Raw genomic sequence first — 18,087 nt, forward strand, 5'->3', positions numbered from 1 at the left:
TTCACCGATGCCGGACTGGATCTTGCCGCTATTGTTGATCGTCGCGATCCTGGCGTTTCTGTATCGCGCCTTCCTGCACACGCCGCGCGCGCCGCCCAGCGGCAGGAACCACGAAGAAGGCGTGACCAATTACTGGGACGTCCACCGCGATCGCTGACAGATATCGATGCGCGGCGCCGCAGGGCGCCCCGCCGGAGTGCATGAGCGCCGTCACTTCCTGACATATTTGCGTGCCGTCAGCACCGGATCGATGCGGGTGGCTTCGGCAATGTCGCGGGCGCAGCCGGCGGTGTCGCCGATCGCTTCCCGGGCAATGCCGCGCTGGATCAGCGACGACGCATCCTCGGGATCGAGGCGAAGGGCTTCGCTGAAATCGGTAATGGCGCGCGCAGGCTCATTCTTGTTCTGCCAGGCGCTGCCGCGGCTCCAGAATGCGACGGCCTCCCCGGGATCGTGCTGGAGCGCGACATCGGCATCGGCAATGGCAGCATCCGCGTCGCCCGCCAGCAGATAGCCGACCGATCGGCTGACATACAACATGGCCAGTTCGGCGCCGCGAAAGTAATCGCGCGCGATGGCGCGGGTGCAGGCGGCAATGGCGCGGTCGTCGGTGTCGCCGATGCAGATGTCATAGTCGCCTGTCGGGTCGAGCGGTGTCGGCGTAGCGGCCGTAACCTGCGTCGCGCCGAGGCCGGCGATCAGCGCGGCCACAGCCAGCATGCGGAAGTAAGGCAGGCGCAGCGGCGGGGTCGCAGGCATGGTGGGCGCTCGGCAAAGGGGCGGGACGGCGTTTCTCCTTGGTCTGCGACGGCGCCTCAAAGGTTCGATAGGCATGCGCAGCCGCGAGTCTGCACGGAATAGGGGGCCAGAGCCGCGAAAGTGTGTGTGAAAACTCTATTACTCTGTTGAACGACGTTCGAGTGAGCGCCGTGAAACAAGAAGCGCCGCGCCTGCTGGATCAAGCCGAGCGCGACTTAATGTTGCCGACCACCGACAGTTCACCTGCTCACACCTCCACAGTTTGGACGGCGCCGCGACTCAGTGTAGCTCGTCGCGCGAGATCGGCAGGTGCAACTGCGCCGCGCGCTCCTCACGCTCCCGCTTGCGGAATTCTCTCTCTCGCCGCTCGAAGGCGAGCATCTGTTCCTGCGCCTGCTCCAGGAACTGTTCGTATTTCGTAATCGGTGGTTGAGCGTGTTGCATCGCTTCAGCTCCGTGCCTGTCATCGTACCGGGCGATAACACCCCACCCGGCCCGCGGGTTCACTGTTTCAGATCAAATTCGACGTGGCTCGCCACCAGATTGGCGGCCCCCGCGGTGCTAGCCAACGTGCAGGCGCAACTGAGCTGCTGGGATCAACAAATAGGATGATATGCCCATAATTTGAACACAGTTCGTTCTGACTATGTTCCTACAACGTGGGAGGCGATGGTGGACAGGGATGAACCAGCAGTGGCGAAAGTTTTAGATAGAGCGCGAGGCGTCCGCGAAGCGTTTGGTTGGCTCATGGGATCATGGATTGTATTGCGGGCCATCGCGGCGGTAGACGAAAGACGAAGAGTAGTGAGCGCGGGTCTAATCCTACTGTTATTCTCAGCACTACTGCGATTGTGGTTTCGCGATTCACCCTGATGTGGGCAGCACGCCACCGACCTGCATCGCCAGCCAGTATGGCGTCGGGGCTGGCTACCACGGCCGCAGGACGGCTTCAGGTGAACGGTTCAATACCTACGCCCTGACGGCCGCGCACCGCACCAGGCGCTTCGGCAGCCATGTCACGGTGACGAACAAGAGCAGCGGCCGATCGGTGAAGGTTCGGATCACGGATCGCGGGCCGTTTATCAAGGGGCGCTGCATCGATCTGTCACGAGCAGTAGTTGCTCTCTTTAAGGTCGTCCTTCGATAGGGGCGACCTTTTTTATTTCACAAGGCGAAGGTGCCCGTAGCCCTTGCGCAGTCGCTCCTGCGCTGCGACGACATCTCGATGGTCCAATATCTCGAGCATGCTCACAAGAGTGTCCTGCGGGTCGCGCGGTCCAGGCCGGATAAAGTCGCGCAGCACAGACTGAGCGTCTTCCACGGCCTTGTTGATGATGTCGATGTCGCGCATCACCGATCCCTCACAAGCTTGGGGCGGTTGCGCCACTTCGGATCCTTGTCGACTGAGTGATAGACCGGCGTCCCTTTGGGCCACAGTGCCTGCATCATACCGAGCCGCGCGAACTCGATCGGCCCGCCGTGATCCGCGGCCTGGATCAGGACATGCGTGGCGTTCTGCCACTCCTTTGTGGCCTGCTTCTCTTTTGGCAATCGGGTGATGTAAGCGCCGGCATCCTCAAGGGTGGTCAGCTTTCCGCCAGCGGGCAAGGCGATGGGCTCGGGGAAACGGGCAGACCAGGACACAACGCAACTCCGCAACTGGACGGCGGATTTAAACGTCCTGTAACGGATTAGTTCCGGTCAAGCGCCTCGGCGTCTCCCGCAGCCTACGATGTCGAAGGTCCTCGATAGCGCCCTTGGCTCGCAGGTCCGCCCTTACCTTGCGGACGCTTGGCAGCGAAATACCCAGATCATTCGCCTTCCTTTTCACTGATGTAAGGGGCCGGCCGAGCGCTGCCGCGGCACGTAGAGCAGATGCTCCGCTGTCGACGAGCTCTTTCAGCTTGGCGATGTCTTCCGTGTCCCATGGTTTCGCGAGGAGGCGCCTTACCACGGCTATCTCTCCGGCGGCCGCAGCTCGCCCTTCAACCAGCCCTCGGCCTTGATGACTGGATCTGGCTCAATAGCGGCGTGGATGAAGCTGCATTTTGGGCACTCGTAGGAATGCGCAACGAAGCCGTTCTCCGGGAGGGAGCACCTGATCCAATAAGAGGCGGCTCCGCAATTTGGACAGGGTAGTGTTCGGATGCGTCGCATGGCCGATACTCGTACAAAAGCCGTTACGCGCTAAGGCACAGAGTATCGTTAAAACTCTCAGGATATCGTTTGAGTTCCCGACGCCGGCTGCAAGCGCCGTCTTCCACATATTGAATCCGCCGCATTCGTGCATTCGGATGATACCATCGGCGAGTGCGGTATACTGTCGGCATGAAACCAACGAAGTCTCTAAAGAAGCAAGCCGAGAGAGCCGAGGCGGCAGCTCGTCGCTCGGCAGACTCTGAACACGCCGAGCGGATGCGCGACCTGGCTGAAGCATTCCGCGCGCAAGCCGATGCGCTGAAAACTAAGAAAAAGGGGAAGCGCAAAACTCGCGACGATCCTAAATCCCGGCAGGGCAACTAGTGATCGAGCTTTTCAGAGATGACCGCGCCCGTCTTCGGATCAGCATGAAATTCCATTTTCTGACCGTTCTTGATGCCTTCACCTTCCCATCGGCCGTCGTCGGCTTCAAGCTTGGTAACCTGCGAGTAGCCGGATTGCAGCAATTTGGCCTTTACCTGCTCCATCGGCATCCAGTCCGGGCCGGGCTGATCGGCGCGCGCCATAGTGAAGGCGCCCATCAGCACCGCGCCGCACAGAGTGAATGCAGTTAGTCTGTTCATTCCAAACCTCCGATCGAAAAGACGGGCTAAACCTACCATCGCCATCCGCAATGACGACGCCCGCGATGCCACCAACAAACCCAGCGGCGCCCGCGCCGGGAACGTCTTCGCCAGCCAGGGCCGTGCGGTGGTCCCCATTGCACCGGCGTGACGAGAGCAGGTTGTCTTTCAGTGGCTTCCATTACGGGTGCGACAGGCATCGCCTCTGCAATATCAATTAAGCGAACGCCCGCGGCACCGACCGCGGCGAGCGCTATCACGTTGCCAGCTAAACGAAGGAATGACCGGCGGTCAGGGATTTCAGTCATCCATACCTCCCTCAGGCTATCGGTATATAGCTTCAGATTAGAGAACCTTCCGTAGGCCGGCATCGGTTAAAACCCTAGCTTTCGAGACCGGCGGCGGTATCAAAATCTACAAAAACTTGCGCGGCGTCGCGCAGGATGATGGCGATCGGCTTCGGAAAGTTAGATCCCAGCTCAACTCGGCGGAAATTCAAACGTCCTGAGGTGGATTGGTTCCCGGCAACTGGCCGTCAGCGCCCGGCTCGACCCACATGAGAAACCCGCCGCACTCGTGCATTTTGATAATGCCGTCGGCTATGAGCTTGTCGCGGCCAAGCGTGTATTCCGCGACGCTCGCCTTATCTTTCCATATGAAGGTCGAGTTCCACTCGCCGATCGGCATGAGCCCGTCGTCGATACGGAGGGTCTTGGCGATCTCAAGCAGTCTGGCTGCGGCGGCTTCAGGCTTGGCGTAGGGGCGATCTTTGGTGAATTTCTCGGACGACTTGCTCATGGTGCCGGCGCTTCGTCTTTCTTGGTGCCGCGAGCGACCATCTTGAGAACGCCGTCCGGGAGGGGGCGCTGCAGCTTCATGGCGTCGTCGGTTGGCGCCGTCATCCAAGTTTGTAGATCTTCTGGCGTCGTCAGGATGACAGGCATGGCTTTCGGGTGGATTGCGCCGACTTCGGCGTTGGGCTCGGTCGTCAAGAATGCGAAAAGGTCGTTGGTTGTCTCGCCTTCTTTGACCTTCCGAACCGACGTCCAGTTCGTCCAGATTCCCGCGAAGAATGCCAGAGGGCGGGTCTCATCAAAGGCGAACCAGATGTCGCCACCCTCAGCTTTGTTGAACTCGCTAAAGGATGTGAAAGGCACAAGGCATCGGGACTCGACCCCCAGCCATCGTTTCCAGTGCTTGCTGTCGAGGTTGCGGATGTTGGTCGTGCCGCTGTCCGGCTCCATCCGCAGCAGTTCCTTGAAGTCGACCTGTTTGCCTTTCTCTTCGAGCTTCGCGGCACGCTTCTTCGTGGCCTGCATCTGGGCAAACTGTGAGGACGGCATCCCCCAGCGTGCCAGTGTCAGTTCCGTGGTTGAGTTGACGGTGCGGACAATTGGCGCGGGATAATCTGGGAAGATGCCCGGCATCGAGGGGAGGTTGCCGGTGCTGTCGACGTCGAAATTGAATAGACGGCGGACGGCGTCCTGGTTCTTCGTCATCGAGTAGAGATTGCACATTATCAGGTGTCCGTTCGCAATTGCCGCGGGCGCTCGCCCAACTGTAGCAGCGTAGCGGACGGCCGCTTCCCTGCCTTTCTGCATTTCTCGCATCTTAGCTTGCTGGCGAGATCATGCACGAAGGTGGTTGGCGGACAGCGTAGCGCAGCGAGGTCAATGTTGTTTGGCGTCTTGCACCGCGAGCATTCAATCTCCAGCCACGGGAAGCCGCCGTTGACGGCCTGATCGACTGTAGGAGAGGGATCAATCGGTTCGCCATCCGCCCACATGCGCTCGTTCCAGCTTTCGCAGAGAAGCCGATCGGCTTGCTTGATCAGGGCATCACCTTTCGACCTCATCTCGTCCGACTGGGCAGCTAAGATGCGCGTCATGCCGCGCGCTTGTCGGAGCTCTTTATTCAGAGCTTTCCGGTCGCCGCCTGATAGGGGCGTGGGGTGATATTTCGGAGCCATATGGGCGTCCAGGCGCGGTCAAAATGGAAAATCGAAATACTAGGTCGTCTCAAATGACGGCCAGCAGCCGTCCTCCTCAAGGCGTCCGGTGCGTTCCTGGCAGCCGTTGTCGAGCAGCTTCATGCCGACATCTTTCCAGATCGCATGGGCTCCATAAATGCGCACAGCATCCAAGGTCTGAACTTCCACGATGCGGTCACAACGCCGACAGGTCACTCTCAATACGTGACGGGGAATCTCCGACAGGCGCCGCTGCTGGATGGGAACACCGGTGCGGGTCTGTCCGCGCGGATCCCTGATGATGGAATCCCAATAGGCCTCTGGCAGGTCGTCTGCTGGGCCGGGCGCCGGAACAGGCGACTCAGGCGGGCTGTTCGGCTTGGAAGCCAGCTTTTCCATCTGTTTTGGCGTTGGCATGCGCCAACTTGCGGGTCTGTCACTCATGCCCTCAATTAGAACATAAAGAGAACAAAAGTCGAGTCGGGTGAGGTTGAATCTTCGCCGTGCCTGGCTCAAAAATTAGGATCCGCGTGGTAATGAGGCGATCTAGCCGCGAAGCGAATGGCGTTCCGAGCTGTGTCATTAAGCATTGGTCGCTACGTCTTATCTAAAGTTGTGCTTGATCCCCTTCATAATCTAGGCTTCTGTGGAACTGACATCATGGAATCTACGGAAACTCGAGTGCAGAGTTGGGGTCTTCAAAGCTTGCAGGCCGTCTGGTTCACGCAGTCGCAACTTCCAGATGTAGCTGCTGTGTTTACAGCAGCTACTGGGGCGAAGCCCGACAACGTACAGCAGCCATCGATTGGTCTGTCGCTCGCAACTGGTTCGGACGGAAAGCACCAATTTCATTGTCAAGCCGTGCCGGGCCGCACCGACTTTTTTAAATTTTCTATACCCGGACAGGGTGTTCCTCTCGATTTTGAGGTATCAAGCTGCTTGGCGGATTTCGAAGCAGGTATTTTAAGAGCTGGCGACGTAGTCGGCCCGGCGAATAGGCTCGCTCTCGTTAGTAATTTGTTAAGGGAAGTTGGCGACCAAGCCGAAGCTTCGGATATAATTGCTAAATTAGTCGGATGGCCGGTTCCGTTCCCGGACGCTCAAGATTTGAATATCCAGGTTAACCGACGCGCACGTCTTTCGACAGGAACCTCAGTCAATCGGTTGGTGCGATGGTTCTATCAATCACTTCAAGAGGTGGTGGTAGGTGCAGTTCCAGCGGTCAAGATGCGAGATTTCGCTGCTTTGGCACTGGATATAAACACAGTTCCTAGCGAACTGCCCGCAACCTTTAATAGTGCTGAACAGGCGCTTATATGGAAGTCGATCTGCGAAGAGAGTAACCGGCTGTTGGCTGACCGCTCGCTTTCATCACTTAAGTAGGGTTTCATGCTTCATTCTGGCATCATTAAACGCCGCCCTTCCGGGTCTGTTTCTAGTCATGATGCGGACAGCACGGTGATGACGTATGGACGTGCGATGCACACAGATGATGTGGGCATGCAGGTGCGTACTTACGGTAATGGTGTTGGCATTTCTCATATTGTGCTCGATAGCGTCTGTGCTGGCGGTGCGGGGGCCACTTCGGACAGTAATAAGCCGCACATTACGGCCTTTCTTCTCGACCATCAGCCGAGCAATATGTTGATTCTGAATGGGGTCGGACTAAATCAATCCTTCGCTCCCGATTTTCGTTGGTTGAATGGCTGCACAGTTGGGACCGCCTCGCGTGCGTGTCCTAGTGATCGTGGATTTTGGTCCGCGCTGGCGCCCGCCGCGCCTGATTTTCTGTCTTGGGGCATTACGACGATCGCTGGATTCGCTAGAGCGACGCCATCTCTGCAGAATGCAGCCGCCGAAGCGGCGCAGTTTCTTCTACATCTTAAGGCCAGCGTACCTCGCCCGCTTATTTGGTCTGACGATGCGAGCGAGATCGTTTTTGAGTGGATGCTAGGAGACAGGCATGCCGTCGTCAGCTTCGAGGGTGACGGTGAATTTGGCTATGCAATGAAGATTGGCGGTCGCTTCGTTCCTGGCCGCCATCGCGGAAATCCGAATGGCCCGACGCCGGTCGATTTGGCGAACTATATCGCCTAACGATGCGCGCAGGTTGCCCTGAAGAAGCAGCTCAGCAGACAGACTCTCCCGGTCTCGTGGAGGGAGACGAGATTATTGTTTACGCATTAATCGCTCCTGACAGCGTAGGTCCAGACAGTCTTGCGAGGTTTAAAAAGGATCGACTTAAAAAGCGCTCGATTAGTGTTGTCAGAGGACGCCATTCAACCTTCGATGAGATGATTTCTCGCGTCGTAGACCCGCAAACCGCTAGCGATCCGGCGCGGGTTTATCATGGATACCAGAAAGCGCCCTGCGAAGAGGTGCGCGGCATTCTCATATTCAACAACGAGGGCGAGGCGACGGATCGCGGTGCGTTTTGCGTAATAGACGACGCGTATGACGGATACGTCGGACATGCAAGGCTAGGCTATTCGGAACACGACGATCCCCATTTTTGGAAACGCAATGATCGCGAAGCTGCTCGGGGAAACCTTGCTTTGCTCTTCGCTGCACGTGGCACGTTCGACGACTCCGCCAACTGGCCTTTGTAACTAACCGATTGAGCGAGCCGCCTCGCAGCGCATCCGCTTTCAGCCGTGCGGCGAGAATTTCCAACGTTTTAACGTCTACCATTGTGTGTTCCTATTCCATCTGCGCCGACGTGACCCGCGCAACGTCGCATGGTATTGGAAGCACACGGGAGACCTTACCGGGGCCGGTAAGATGGCATGCCGACCTATCTCGTTCGAATAATCGAGACCCACGATCCCGCCCGGGGCGTTGGCTTGTGCAACCGCTATTGAACTGTCTTTCGTAATCCTTCAATCGTTCGCATTTTCCCTTGCTCCATTGTCCGCCGCAATTAGTCGCCGAAGGTTGATGTTGTAGGATGGCACATTCGCATTCTTGATTGGCCGCTCCAGCAGGTAGGCCGCCACGTCCGGATTGAACCAAGCCATTTGCACGATCTCATCAGCGCTCTGCCGGTTTGTGGGCAATTGCTCGAGCAGGAGCTTGAAGCGCTTGATCAGACCGCCGCCGGCGAGGTCGCCCTTGAAGTGCCGCACGGCAAGCTGTGCCCATCCAGGAACATTCCACTTGTCAGCTGTGTTCGAGCCGGAGGTGCCGCGCTTCTCGGCCTCCTTGAAGTAGCCGAGGAGCTTATGCGCCTGTCGCAGGCCGTTCATTTCCTCGGGTGAGAACGTCTTAGCCAATAGTGCTTCGTTGTCTTTGAACTCCTTGGAGAGCCGCGAGAGCTGCACCTCAGGTGCTTCGCCGAGCATACGCGAGCCCTGGACCTTATCGGTCAGCACTTCAGCGACGGCGGCCTTCCAGCCGCGGCGCGCCGGCACGTCGTGCTTCACCAGGGCGATGATCTCGTCGAGCCGTTTCTCCGAGCCATAGCCACCGGTGAGCAGCTTACTGGCGACGTCCCGCGGATCCTCCCGCAGGAGGGTGCCCACGGCCGAGCGGTCAATGTCGGCCTCGGTAGCCTTCAGGTTGGCCCGTGCCTGCTCGAGGTTCGCTCGCGCGTCGGCGGACAGTTGCTGGCCTCGCTTGGCCGCGAGCGTGATGCTGTTGAACTCCCGCTGCACGTTGGGGAATGCGGCCAGCACCGATGCGTTGTGGTCGGCCCAGCTGGCCGATTTGGCCGGGTTCAGCGTTCCGTCTGGGTTGAGGACCTTCATTGCAAAGTCGGACCGCAGATAGTCACGCACCGCCTCATGCCCGATGGTGGCGTTAGGCGCACCGTCGAGTAGGCGCTGCAGCACGGCGGAAGTCTCCGGACCGGACAAGAACCGCTTCGCCGTCTCGCTAGGCGGCGTACTTCCGCGGTTTGGTAACCCATCAACATTGCCGCTGCGATCCAGCTCTTTGGTGAAATTTGCGGCCTCGTCGCCGGGAGCAGGGCGGTAGCGATCGGCAAAGCTACGGTAGTTGGCATTCGCGTCGGCGTACCCTGGAGCATCGTTGAGCGTCCGATTGATCGCTGCTCGAAGCTGACCCACGTTCGATGCGAGATCGAAGTTGCCGTCCTTCTGAGCCTTGTTCTGCGCAAAGTTCAGATATTTGCGGAGGTCTGCGAGGTCGGCACCGCTTGCCGTGCCAGTGCCACCGACGTTCTCGCCATCGACTATACGCGGTCGAAGCCGTTCCAAACGGTTGACGAGCTCACCGGGCAATTGCTGCTCGATCGGGGCGAGGGGATCTGCACCTGCCCGCAGGCGATCGATGGCCGCGAACACGTTATCAGCCGGCAGTTGCTCGGTACGCCCTGGCGCTGTGTCGAACTGGCGGTTCTTCTCAGTCCGGGCCGGGACGTATCCATCGTTGACGATCGTCTTGTCTAGGCGTCGCGATGCGTTGGCCTTGTAGTCTGAGTTCGCAATGGCACCGAATTCGGCACCTTGCTCCTGAGCCCCAAGATTGAGGTTGGTCACCTCGTCGGACCGCTGCTTCACAGTCGCGTCCGCCGCGTTCATTCGCTCGTTACGGTTTTGCTCGGCGCGTCGAAATACGGCGCCAAGATCTGCCTCGGGATCACGCATGCTATCGACGCGCGTTGCGGTGGCTTCCTTGACGTTCTGATCGCGCTGGACGAACTCCGGGGCGGACCTGGAGCGCGCGCCTCCCTCCATTGTCACGAGACCCGGATCTCGCGACAGCAGTCCGCTTGTCGGCAGAGCGGATGCATCGACCGGGCTCTCGCCGGCAAGTTTGGGATTGGTTAGCTCGGCAGCGTTCTCCCGAATGTCCTGGGCGATTGCTTTCGGCGAGCCCGTGGCGCCGGCCTGCAACGTGGTCGCGGCGCGATCGACTTCCGCGTGGCTGTAGGGTGTTTTGTTCGGGCGGAGCGGGATCCCGGATGGTGCCGAGGTGAACGCGCGCTTCGCGGCGTTCTGCAACATGCCGGCAAGTCCCTCAACCGCGCCCTGAGCCGCATTCGCGCCGATGCCGCCAGCCAGAGGCGCCACGACGTTGGCGGTTTGCTTGACCCAGTCGCCACCCATCGGATGCTCGGGGATGGCGTCGGCTGCATTCACGGCCACGCCGGCACCGGCGCCGCCGATGGTGTCGCCAACGACCGTGCGCGCCGGCGCATCCTTGTAGGGGCGGGCGAGGGTATCCATCACTCGCCCGCCGAGCGTGGGCGAGCTAGTCACTGAAGCTGCGACCTGTGGCGCCCGCGCAGCCAGCATTGCGCCCATGCCGAGTCCCTGTGTGCCGAAGCGGTTGATGTCATAGGCAAGCTTCTCCCCGCGCGACATCTCCTTCTCTGAGATGCTGAACGGCTCTGCGATCCGCTCGACCATCTTGGACGCCGGCGTTGCCATCGGGATCTTGGTGCCGGCGACCTTGTTGATGCCAGCGGTGATGATGTTCTGCAGGCCGGCCATGAGGTCGACCGGCGCAAGCACGGTGTCCGCGAGGCCCTTGCCGACGCCTTGTGCACCAACCGCAAGGCTGTGCAGCGCACTCGGAGCGCCGGTATTGCCTGAAGGCGCCGGCGGTTGACCGTTGATGTAAACGCGCGGGCGATCGCTTGTTGATGGAGGCGCATCGGCGAACTGCGCGAACGGGTCGTGATCGACAGGAGTGTACGTGGGTCCTTTCGGCACCGGCGGCGCATCAGCGAATTGCGCAAATGGATCGTGGTCAACAGGAATGAGCCTCGGCCCGGACGCCGCCGGCGGCTGTTGGATTACGAAGCCTGGTGGCAACCCGGGTGTAGCACCCGCATTGGCGGCTTGCGGCCCGCCCTCAAGCTGAGCGATCAACGCCGGATCGGTTACCAGCTTGCCGGAAGGCAGCGGAGGCACTGCCGGCTTGTCTAATACAAAGCCTGCGGGAGGCGGTGGAATGAGGTCGTCAAAGATTCCCGGTTTAGGCTGGATGAGATCGTCGAACATCCCAGCGCGAGGTGCCGTCACCGGTGGCATCGTCTGCCCAGCGAATGGATATTTGCGGTCGGCTGCGGCAACCTCCGGAAGCGCGCGCATGGAGTTCAAAGCAGCCGATATTTCGGCATCTGAGAAGTCATCAGGAAACTGATGACGTCTTCCTTCGAATTGAATTGCTCGGGGCATTGGTCGACCATTTGCTAATGCGCTTGATTTTCTGCGCGGGTGCCGGTGGCGAAGCGGCGAGACGACCATGGTTGAATAGTGCTACAGATTGCAGCACTTCAAACCTGTATTTTACGTACAACAGACCCAGCCTTCGACAAGGTCCGATCAACCCCATACTTGCGCGCTAGTAATGCTGTTCTGCTTCCATGTTCCAGATGAGATATTGACCTTCGTGAACAACGATACTGAATGGTACCCTTCCGAGAGTACAACCGGCAGGGCAGCGCCGAATTGACCTGCATAGCTGGCCGTCACCTGGTCATATTGTAAGATTGGAGCTGCAACAGCGACACCATCCACTCCAAACGTACTGAATGTAATCGCGTTCGCACTCGTATTGAACGACGATCCAGCTACTGACAGCAACTGCGCGTCGTCACCGGTTGCGATGAATTCCACCCTCAGCGCAGTAGAAACTTCGATAAAGCTGGTCGACACTACGCCGGTGAGGTCCGACCCGTTCGTGGCGAGCAGCGTCAGCGGACGACGATTATAATAGCTGATGACGAAACGCTGCGTGAGTGAATCGACCCACGCCGAAGAGACCGTGCGCGCCCATCCAACCATCGTTCGGGTCGCATCGCCGGACTTGATTTCGATACCGGTTCCCGCTTGTGTCGCATGACCAGTGGTCGACGCTTCAAGGGTCAGCGTGGTCGAGACCATATAGGCGTAAATGTAATACAGCGTGCCGCTGGTGGCCGGCGGTGCGAGGGTGACGCCGGCGTCTGGAATGGTCTGCTCGACGCTGTTGATGACGATCTTGTTGCCCTTCAGCGGGGCGAACAGGAGGTTTGCACCGCTCTTGGTCAGACGACCGCAGCCGGGGTGCGAAAACAACGAAGATGCCTTGATGTTGTCGCGCGATGTCGACGCACTCACCACATCCGAAAGATTGTTCGTCGACAGCATGTCGCCGCCACCGGGGATCGATGCCCACAGCGGATCGGCACCGGCACCCAATGTCTTCCAGAACTGGCCGGAGCTGCCCGGCGTCGCTGCCGCCCAGCCAGATGCACCACGATAGACCACGCTGCCGCGCGTGGATCCGAACTGCTTGTCCAGGACCGCCGTAATCGTGTTGTCGGTCGGCGCCGCGGTGCCGCCGGAGATATTCGATTTGATCGTGAAGTCAGCGGCAGTCGTCAACGAGAACTGCGTCCCGGTCAGCGTGACGCCGCCGGTCGCCGAATATGTGCCAGCTCCGGAGAACTGCGCGAAGGTCACATTCGTCGAGCCGATCGTGCCGCCAGCATCCACCGTGCAGACGAAGCCGCAATCGGCGTTGACGGTGCCTTTCTCGACGAAGACGAACGCACCCGGCAATTCCGTCCACGCATCCGCGTCAGTCGCCCGGGTCCAAGCGCCGGCCGCAACCACATAGATGCCGTTCTGCGATGCCGTGCTCTGGTTCTTGACCAGCACCCGGTCGCCGGCGATCACGGCGATGCCGTCGATCGTCTGAGGTGCTGAAAGCGTGATACTGGCCGTCGTGGCGGCGATCACCGATGGCTTGGTGTCGAGTCCCTGGGCGACGGCGTCCACATACTGCTTGGTTGCCGCCTGGAGGGGCGCTGCGGGGTCAGCCGCGAGCACCAGGGCGCCCGTCATCGTGCCGCCCGCCTTGGGCAGCGCGCCGATCGTGGTCATCACCGCGGCGCCGTCTGCGTCGTCCAGCACGGTCTGTGCGAATGCCGACACGCCCAGCGTGGTCAGCATCCCGCCGGCGGTCGTGTCGTCCAGCAGCGTCCGTGAGAACGCGCTCAGATCGAACGTCATGGCCGTGCCGGAGCCAGTGAATACGATTCCCTTGTCAGCGGCCGACGTCAGCAGCGAAATCGCGTGCAGGTTCGGGTTGCTGTTGATCGCCGCCAACGCGGCTTCGTCGGCGATGGCCTGGAAATCGGCGATCAAAAGCCACTTCGAAGGATCGAACGACCCCGCTGACGTGTGCGTGACCAGCGCGCTGTAGAACGCATCGCCGTAGAACACCGTCGACGTGTTAGCCGTATACAAAACGCCCGCTTCCCATTCCGTCGGCGGGGTGAAGCCCAAATTTACCGACGGATCGATCTGATCCCGGCCAATGGCGGCGTTCATGATCTTGCCGTCGGCGCGGATCGACTTCTTCAGGAAATCGATAATCTCTGTCGTCGAGAGCTGCACCTGGTTCAGGTCAGCGTTGACCTTCGTCGCCGGCAACGGTCGCGTCGGATTGGCATTCTGGTACGAAACATAGTCGTACTGACGATTGTATTTTGTTGGATAGGGCATTGGTCAACCACGGCTGGCGCTAATGGATTTGCGCAGGGTGCCGGTGGCGAAGCGGCGTTGGGGTCGACCAAGCCATAACCTACTATGAAATGGTTCTTTTTGGAAGAGGGATGCTTCTAGAAGTGGAGCGTGATCACGATATTTGCAAACGCGTTATTGCTGGAGAACCGCTCAAGGCGAAGTCCGCACGTCGTTCACCAACCAGCATCCGAGGGCGACTGCCAAGCCTGTCGACGCTGTCTTGCTCTGATGGTTACTGGTAAAGTCGCGCTATTATCTGACCAAGTCGTCGGTGCTGAAGGTGAGGCCCTGGCTAGCCACTACGCGCTGCCTGACCCACGAGATCATGCGGCATTATCCGCTCACCACAAGACAACATCGGCTGGTAGAATCTCGACATTAGCGACGGCTACTTAGGGTTAGTCCTCCGAGTTGCGCGTACTAGCGAGGTCTACCGGTCGTATGTAAGGCGAATTGCCGGACATGCTTAGGATCCACCAATCGCATTTGCCGCAGATTTCGGACATCGGTCCATTTGGATCTTCGTACATGTCGCTAAGCTGTTCGTGCGCACTTTGAAGAGATTCAACCTCGTCAATGTGGGGCAACCAGCTAACATCGTTCTCATGCTGGTAAACGGCGATGGCACAGCAAGGCGCGATGCGTCCCGACGGCATCAGGTAAAGTTGAAGATCACAATCGACGCGCTTCTCTGGGATGAAGAACGTGTTTCGAAACTGGAAAGTGTCGAAATACTCGGCGTTGAAATTAACCTGGTCAACGAGCCCGCGCCAGAAATTCTCCATCTCTCGCTGCTTGGCAAACGTATTACGGAAGAGCGTCGCATTAATCTCCACGCGTAGGTCCGGGTACTGTTCTAGCTTCTTTCTACGGAATAGTTTGCAGGCTTCAATGATATTGCGGAGTTCACCGCCGCGGCGAATCTTTCGGTATTGGTTCTCGTCAGTCGAATCAACGCTCATTCGAACGAAACGGACTCCGGCTTCAAGAATGTCGTCGACCAATTCAGGCGTAAACATCTGACCGTGAGAGAGTACGCACGGTTTCAAGCCTCGTTCTGTCGCAGCTCGCAAGTAGGAAACGGCATTCTTATCAATAAAGAATTCGCCAGTTGATGCGAACCATACAGACTGTCCGCTCGGAATGTTGTCCAAGGCTTTGAGCACTTGTGATGAGTTCAAGTTGCCAGATTTCTTGATCGCATTCGGCCCATTGAAATGACACATCACGCAAGAGAGATTGCAGACCTCGGTTGTGTTGATGCTGGCGAGTTTGAATGGCCGGTTACGATCTGCTCTAGGCTTAAACGGCTTGTTGGTCACTTCTACCAGCGACGCTGCATCTGGGACGTCTGTCGTATAAATGCGCAATGATCGGATATTGAAGACCGTTCTGGTGCCGCCTGGAGCTGTGTTTCTGAGGACAAGCATAGACAGCCGTTCGACCTTAGCCGCTGGGACGATCAATGCATTGTCTAAGTCGCCTGCCCGGAAAACTTCTTCGCAGATGTATGTCGAACCGTCGTCTTGAACTGCCCCCACGCCAACGGCCCCGCGAGCAACATCTATATCTAATGTGATAACAACCTTCGATTTGGAATTTCGCACTGCCGCCGGTACTTCGAAGACAAGGGCGTACTCCCACTGCCCATCCGATGTGACGCAATGAATGCCTTCGGGCGTCACGGCAAAATCGGAATACTTTCTCTTCGTAACGCTGGAGATCGGAACATCCCAATGCTGCTCAACGAAGTCTTGTGCGGCGGCGATGTCAGTCATGGATGTCTCACTATTGCGGTTAAAGCTTAAGAGGCTTCCGCGATGTACAGGCCGTCGCCCCACTTGAGCGACCCGTCATCGCTGTAGACGAAGTCGTAATAGTCGTAGAGACGATAGCCGAACTTCCTGAGAAGCTGCGAGACGTCCGAGTGGTAGCACTGGCCAGCATAAATCGGGACAAAGAGAAGTTCGGCTACTATGAAGCTTACCTTCTTTGTCGCGAGAAGCGATTCCGCGCCTCGCAAGACGTCGACTTCGTATCCCTGAGTATCGATCTTAAGAAGGTCAATCTGCTTTAGACTATGCTCTAGGACAAACGAGTCCAACGTGATGGAGGGGACGCGCACCGTTTCCACGAGCGAGACTTCGCCGTCTACTTGCGCGCTGTTTGCAATGGCATGGACGGAATTGATGGCAGAGTTTGAGTAGCTGTTAAGTTCCAAGAAACCAGCGGCCGATCCTGCGGCTGCATTGTGAAATGAAACATTCAGGTTTCCGGTGAAGCGAGAGGCCGCGTGTTGGCACGTGGTAGGATGAGGCTCAAACGAATGAATGCGAGCCTCGGGAAATGCTTCGACGAATTGGTATGTTGTATCGCCGACGTTGGCGCCGACATCAAGGATCGTTGATAGGGGGCTGCCAGATACACGTTTGATATCGGCCAGTGCGGATTTTTCGCCAAATCCGCGGTGGGTGGGCTTTGAAACGATAGCACCTGGTGAGACCTCGATGCGCTCCACCACAAAGGTGGCGGCGTCGTCGGAATCCGCGTTCCGAATGACGATGCCGAGTACTTCCGCGAGATTGTTCACGCGCAGTATTACCGGCTCGCGAGCTACAAACGTATGCTGATCTGCGAAGGACTTCCAATCGGTGCCGACAGCGCAAATTTCGATCTTGCCTGCATGCAGCGAGACATTAACGCGGATTTCAGCAGGTCCAAACCGTGCGGCGTCTACGACGCTGAGGCCATTTAAGAACGAGACAATGTACGACCATCTACCGGCCGTACCCCGCACCGACAGTGTGTCGTTTACTGCGGTGGCATGCGCACCGTTACTAAGTTCAAATTTTCCAAGCTGAAACACGGCGTCCCCAAAGCGCTAAAGCTCAGGGTTTGTACTCCGGCGACGCAGGAAGCGCCAGTGCGCCTCGTCCGATGGCGCTAGGATTCCATCGCGAACACGAAGAAAATCAACGACATGGCTGCCCCTGTCTGTGAACCAATCCACCCGGTGCGACGCCTGCGGACATTCCTCATAGGAGAGGCAATCAATGAACAACCTCGATTCCGGGGGGGGGGGCGCCTAACCCCGGCGGCATCGACCGCGAATACACGTTCGCCCCTCGGCGCAATGGACGCCGGCCGCCCAACCGAATCCATGAGCGCCGGGCCTGCCTAGGCGACCTGGGATAAATCCTCAGCGCTGAAGTTTTTCATAGACACGGTTTTCCGAAGTTGGGTTGGATCAAGACCCTTGTCCAGTGCCAGGAGGTCGAGCACTCCATTTAGCTGCTCTCGGCTAACTCCGATGAAGCGTGCTCCAGTCGGTCGGTCAGATTCATCGCCGGGTTGGAAGGTGCGCGTCGAGAAACTGGAGCCGGTCGCGCTGATTCTTACGAAGTCGGCGATGTCGGCATATCGCCATGCTCTATCGTGGGGCCAGATCTTCCAATCCAGATTTTCGATTTCCCACATGATTCGTCCCCTCCAGGCACGCTACCCGAGTCTGCGGCGCGATGCTTAACAAAATGTTAAGGCTCGCGGTGTGGCGGCGAAGAGCAGCCAATCAACCACCAAAGGAGCACTGATGTTGACCCGATTTCTCGCGGCAGCTTCGCTGTGCTGGCAGAATTAGTAGCTGGGCACCTTGTGCGTCCGGCAATCGAACGGGCCGTCCTTGCCTGTGCCTTTGATATTTGCGTTGTAGTACTGGCCCATTGAGCTCGCTGCCATTAACGCGTTGAAGGTCGGCTCGGGTATCTCGCAATAGTGATAGTAGGTGCTCTTGAGGCGAAGGATCATGTACTGGTTGGCCCTGTCGTAGCAGACGCGTTCCACGAAGCTGCTACGCGGAGTGTCGGTGCAGCGGAAACGGGTGAGCTCGACGGCACCTCGATACTTCACGTCCACAGTCTCGGCTTGGACGCCGATCGACCAAATTGAAAACGCGAGTGCGATGAAGAGCTTGATCACGGTTCACCTACACTCCCGCTCGTAGTCCGATACAGCCGACTCAAAATCAGATTGAGCACTTCGCAGCCGTCGAAACTCCGACGAACAGTCGTCATGCCCGTTGCTGTTCGAAACACAA

The 18,087-nt window shown here is 58.4% G+C and carries 20 protein-coding genes; 5 read left to right on the forward strand and 15 right to left on the reverse strand.

Going from position 1 to position 18,087, the window contains the following annotated elements:
• Nucleotides 1-7 precede the first annotated feature (7 nt).
• Nucleotides 8-157 carry a hypothetical protein gene (locus RSO67_RS29745; protein WP_315841790.1) on the forward strand — a complete coding sequence of 50 codons (150 nt, stop codon included), beginning with the start codon at nt 8-10 and terminating at the stop codon, nt 155-157.
• 53 nt (nt 158-210) lie between these two features.
• Here the strand turns inward: RSO67_RS29745 and RSO67_RS29750 are convergent, their stop codons facing one another.
• A complete protein-coding gene (locus tag RSO67_RS29750; RefSeq protein ID WP_315841791.1) occupies nt 211-759 on the reverse strand; it encodes a hypothetical protein in 549 nt (182 codons plus the stop codon).
• 279 nt (nt 760-1,038) lie between these two features.
• Nucleotides 1,039-1,203: a hypothetical protein gene (locus RSO67_RS29755; RefSeq protein WP_315841792.1), complete on the reverse strand. Its 165-nt coding sequence runs from the start codon at nt 1,201-1,203 to the stop codon at nt 1,039-1,041.
• A 430-nt stretch (nt 1,204-1,633) separates the two neighbouring features.
• On the opposite strand from RSO67_RS29755, the gene RSO67_RS29760 reads away from it, so the two are divergent.
• Complete coding sequence (locus RSO67_RS29760) at nt 1,634-1,906, forward strand: septal ring lytic transglycosylase RlpA family protein (protein WP_315841793.1); 273 nt, start codon at nt 1,634-1,636, stop codon at nt 1,904-1,906.
• A 12-nt stretch (nt 1,907-1,918) separates the two neighbouring features.
• Here the strand turns inward: RSO67_RS29760 and RSO67_RS29765 are convergent, their stop codons facing one another.
• Together RSO67_RS29765 and RSO67_RS29770 are read right to left on the reverse strand one after the other, a co-directional pair.
• Complete coding sequence (locus RSO67_RS29765) at nt 1,919-2,110, reverse strand: hypothetical protein (protein ID WP_315841794.1); 192 nt, start codon at nt 2,108-2,110, stop codon at nt 1,919-1,921.
• Nucleotides 2,110-2,403, reverse strand: a complete 294-nt coding sequence (locus tag RSO67_RS29770) for a hypothetical protein (protein ID WP_315841795.1) — start codon at nt 2,401-2,403, stop codon at nt 2,110-2,112. Before RSO67_RS29770 ends, RSO67_RS29765 begins: the two co-directional genes overlap by 1 nt.
• Nucleotides 2,404-3,087: 684 nt before the next feature.
• On the opposite strand from RSO67_RS29770, the gene RSO67_RS29775 reads away from it, so the two are divergent.
• Nucleotides 3,088-3,282 (forward strand): hypothetical protein, encoded by a 195-nt coding sequence (locus RSO67_RS29775; RefSeq protein WP_315841796.1) that lies wholly within the window; start codon nt 3,088-3,090, stop codon nt 3,280-3,282.
• On the opposite strand, the gene RSO67_RS29780 is transcribed toward RSO67_RS29775, so the two are convergent.
• The 5 genes from RSO67_RS29780 to RSO67_RS29800 all read right to left on the reverse strand — a co-directional run bounded on the left by RSO67_RS29780 (nt 3,279) and on the right by RSO67_RS29800 (nt 5,928).
• A complete protein-coding gene (locus tag RSO67_RS29780) occupies nt 3,279-3,542 on the reverse strand; it encodes a PepSY domain-containing protein (RefSeq protein ID WP_315841797.1) in 264 nt (87 codons plus the stop codon). The two genes, RSO67_RS29775 and RSO67_RS29780, sit on opposite strands and share 4 nt — an antisense overlap.
• A gap of 495 nt (nt 3,543-4,037) precedes the next feature.
• A complete protein-coding gene (locus tag RSO67_RS29785; protein ID WP_315841798.1) occupies nt 4,038-4,340 on the reverse strand; it encodes a hypothetical protein in 303 nt (100 codons plus the stop codon).
• Complete coding sequence (locus tag RSO67_RS29790; RefSeq protein ID WP_315841799.1) at nt 4,337-5,059, reverse strand: SOS response-associated peptidase; 723 nt, start codon at nt 5,057-5,059, stop codon at nt 4,337-4,339. Before RSO67_RS29790 ends, RSO67_RS29785 begins: the two co-directional genes overlap by 4 nt.
• A gap of 2 nt (nt 5,060-5,061) precedes the next feature.
• On the reverse strand, nt 5,062-5,511 hold the full coding sequence (locus RSO67_RS29795) for a hypothetical protein (protein ID WP_315841800.1): 450 nt from the start codon (nt 5,509-5,511) through the stop codon (nt 5,062-5,064).
• Between the two features lie 39 nt (nt 5,512-5,550).
• Nucleotides 5,551-5,928: a hypothetical protein gene (locus RSO67_RS29800; protein ID WP_315841801.1), complete on the reverse strand. Its 378-nt coding sequence runs from the start codon at nt 5,926-5,928 to the stop codon at nt 5,551-5,553.
• Between the two features lie 243 nt (nt 5,929-6,171).
• Here RSO67_RS29800 and RSO67_RS29805 point away from each other — a divergent pair, with 243 nt between their 5' ends.
• On the forward strand, nt 6,172-6,894 hold the full coding sequence (locus RSO67_RS29805) for a hypothetical protein (RefSeq protein ID WP_315841802.1): 723 nt from the start codon (nt 6,172-6,174) through the stop codon (nt 6,892-6,894).
• Between the two features lie 6 nt (nt 6,895-6,900).
• On the forward strand, nt 6,901-7,608 hold the full coding sequence (locus RSO67_RS29810) for a hypothetical protein (protein ID WP_315841803.1): 708 nt from the start codon (nt 6,901-6,903) through the stop codon (nt 7,606-7,608).
• Between the two features lie 782 nt (nt 7,609-8,390).
• Here RSO67_RS29810 and RSO67_RS29815 read toward each other — a convergent pair.
• The 6 genes from RSO67_RS29815 to RSO67_RS29840 form a co-directional block, all read right to left on the reverse strand.
• Nucleotides 8,391-11,726, reverse strand: coding sequence for a hypothetical protein (locus tag RSO67_RS29815; RefSeq protein ID WP_315841804.1), 3,336 nt, complete (start codon nt 11,724-11,726; stop codon nt 8,391-8,393).
• Nucleotides 11,727-11,804: 78 nt separating this feature from the next.
• Nucleotides 11,805-13,973, reverse strand: a complete 2,169-nt coding sequence (locus RSO67_RS29820; protein ID WP_315841805.1) for a hypothetical protein — start codon at nt 13,971-13,973, stop codon at nt 11,805-11,807.
• 419 nt (nt 13,974-14,392) lie between these two features.
• Nucleotides 14,393-15,772, reverse strand: coding sequence for a radical SAM protein (locus RSO67_RS29825; RefSeq protein ID WP_315841806.1), 1,380 nt, complete (start codon nt 15,770-15,772; stop codon nt 14,393-14,395).
• A 26-nt stretch (nt 15,773-15,798) separates the two neighbouring features.
• The gene (locus RSO67_RS29830; RefSeq protein ID WP_315841807.1) at nt 15,799-16,860 is read right to left on the reverse strand and encodes an FkbM family methyltransferase; all 1,062 of its coding nucleotides are present in this window, start codon (nt 16,858-16,860) and stop codon (nt 15,799-15,801) included.
• A gap of 311 nt (nt 16,861-17,171) precedes the next feature.
• Nucleotides 17,172-17,471 carry a hypothetical protein gene (locus RSO67_RS29835; RefSeq protein WP_315841808.1) on the reverse strand — a complete coding sequence of 100 codons (300 nt, stop codon included), beginning with the start codon at nt 17,469-17,471 and terminating at the stop codon, nt 17,172-17,174.
• 156 nt (nt 17,472-17,627) lie between these two features.
• Entirely contained in the window at nt 17,628-17,969 is a 342-nt protein-coding gene (locus RSO67_RS29840) for a KTSC domain-containing protein (RefSeq protein WP_315841809.1), read from the reverse strand.
• Nucleotides 17,970-18,087: the final 118 nt, after the last annotated feature.

It is taken from the genome of Tardiphaga sp. 709, assembly GCF_032401055.1.
Classification (GTDB): Bacteria; Pseudomonadota; Alphaproteobacteria; order Rhizobiales; family Xanthobacteraceae; genus Tardiphaga.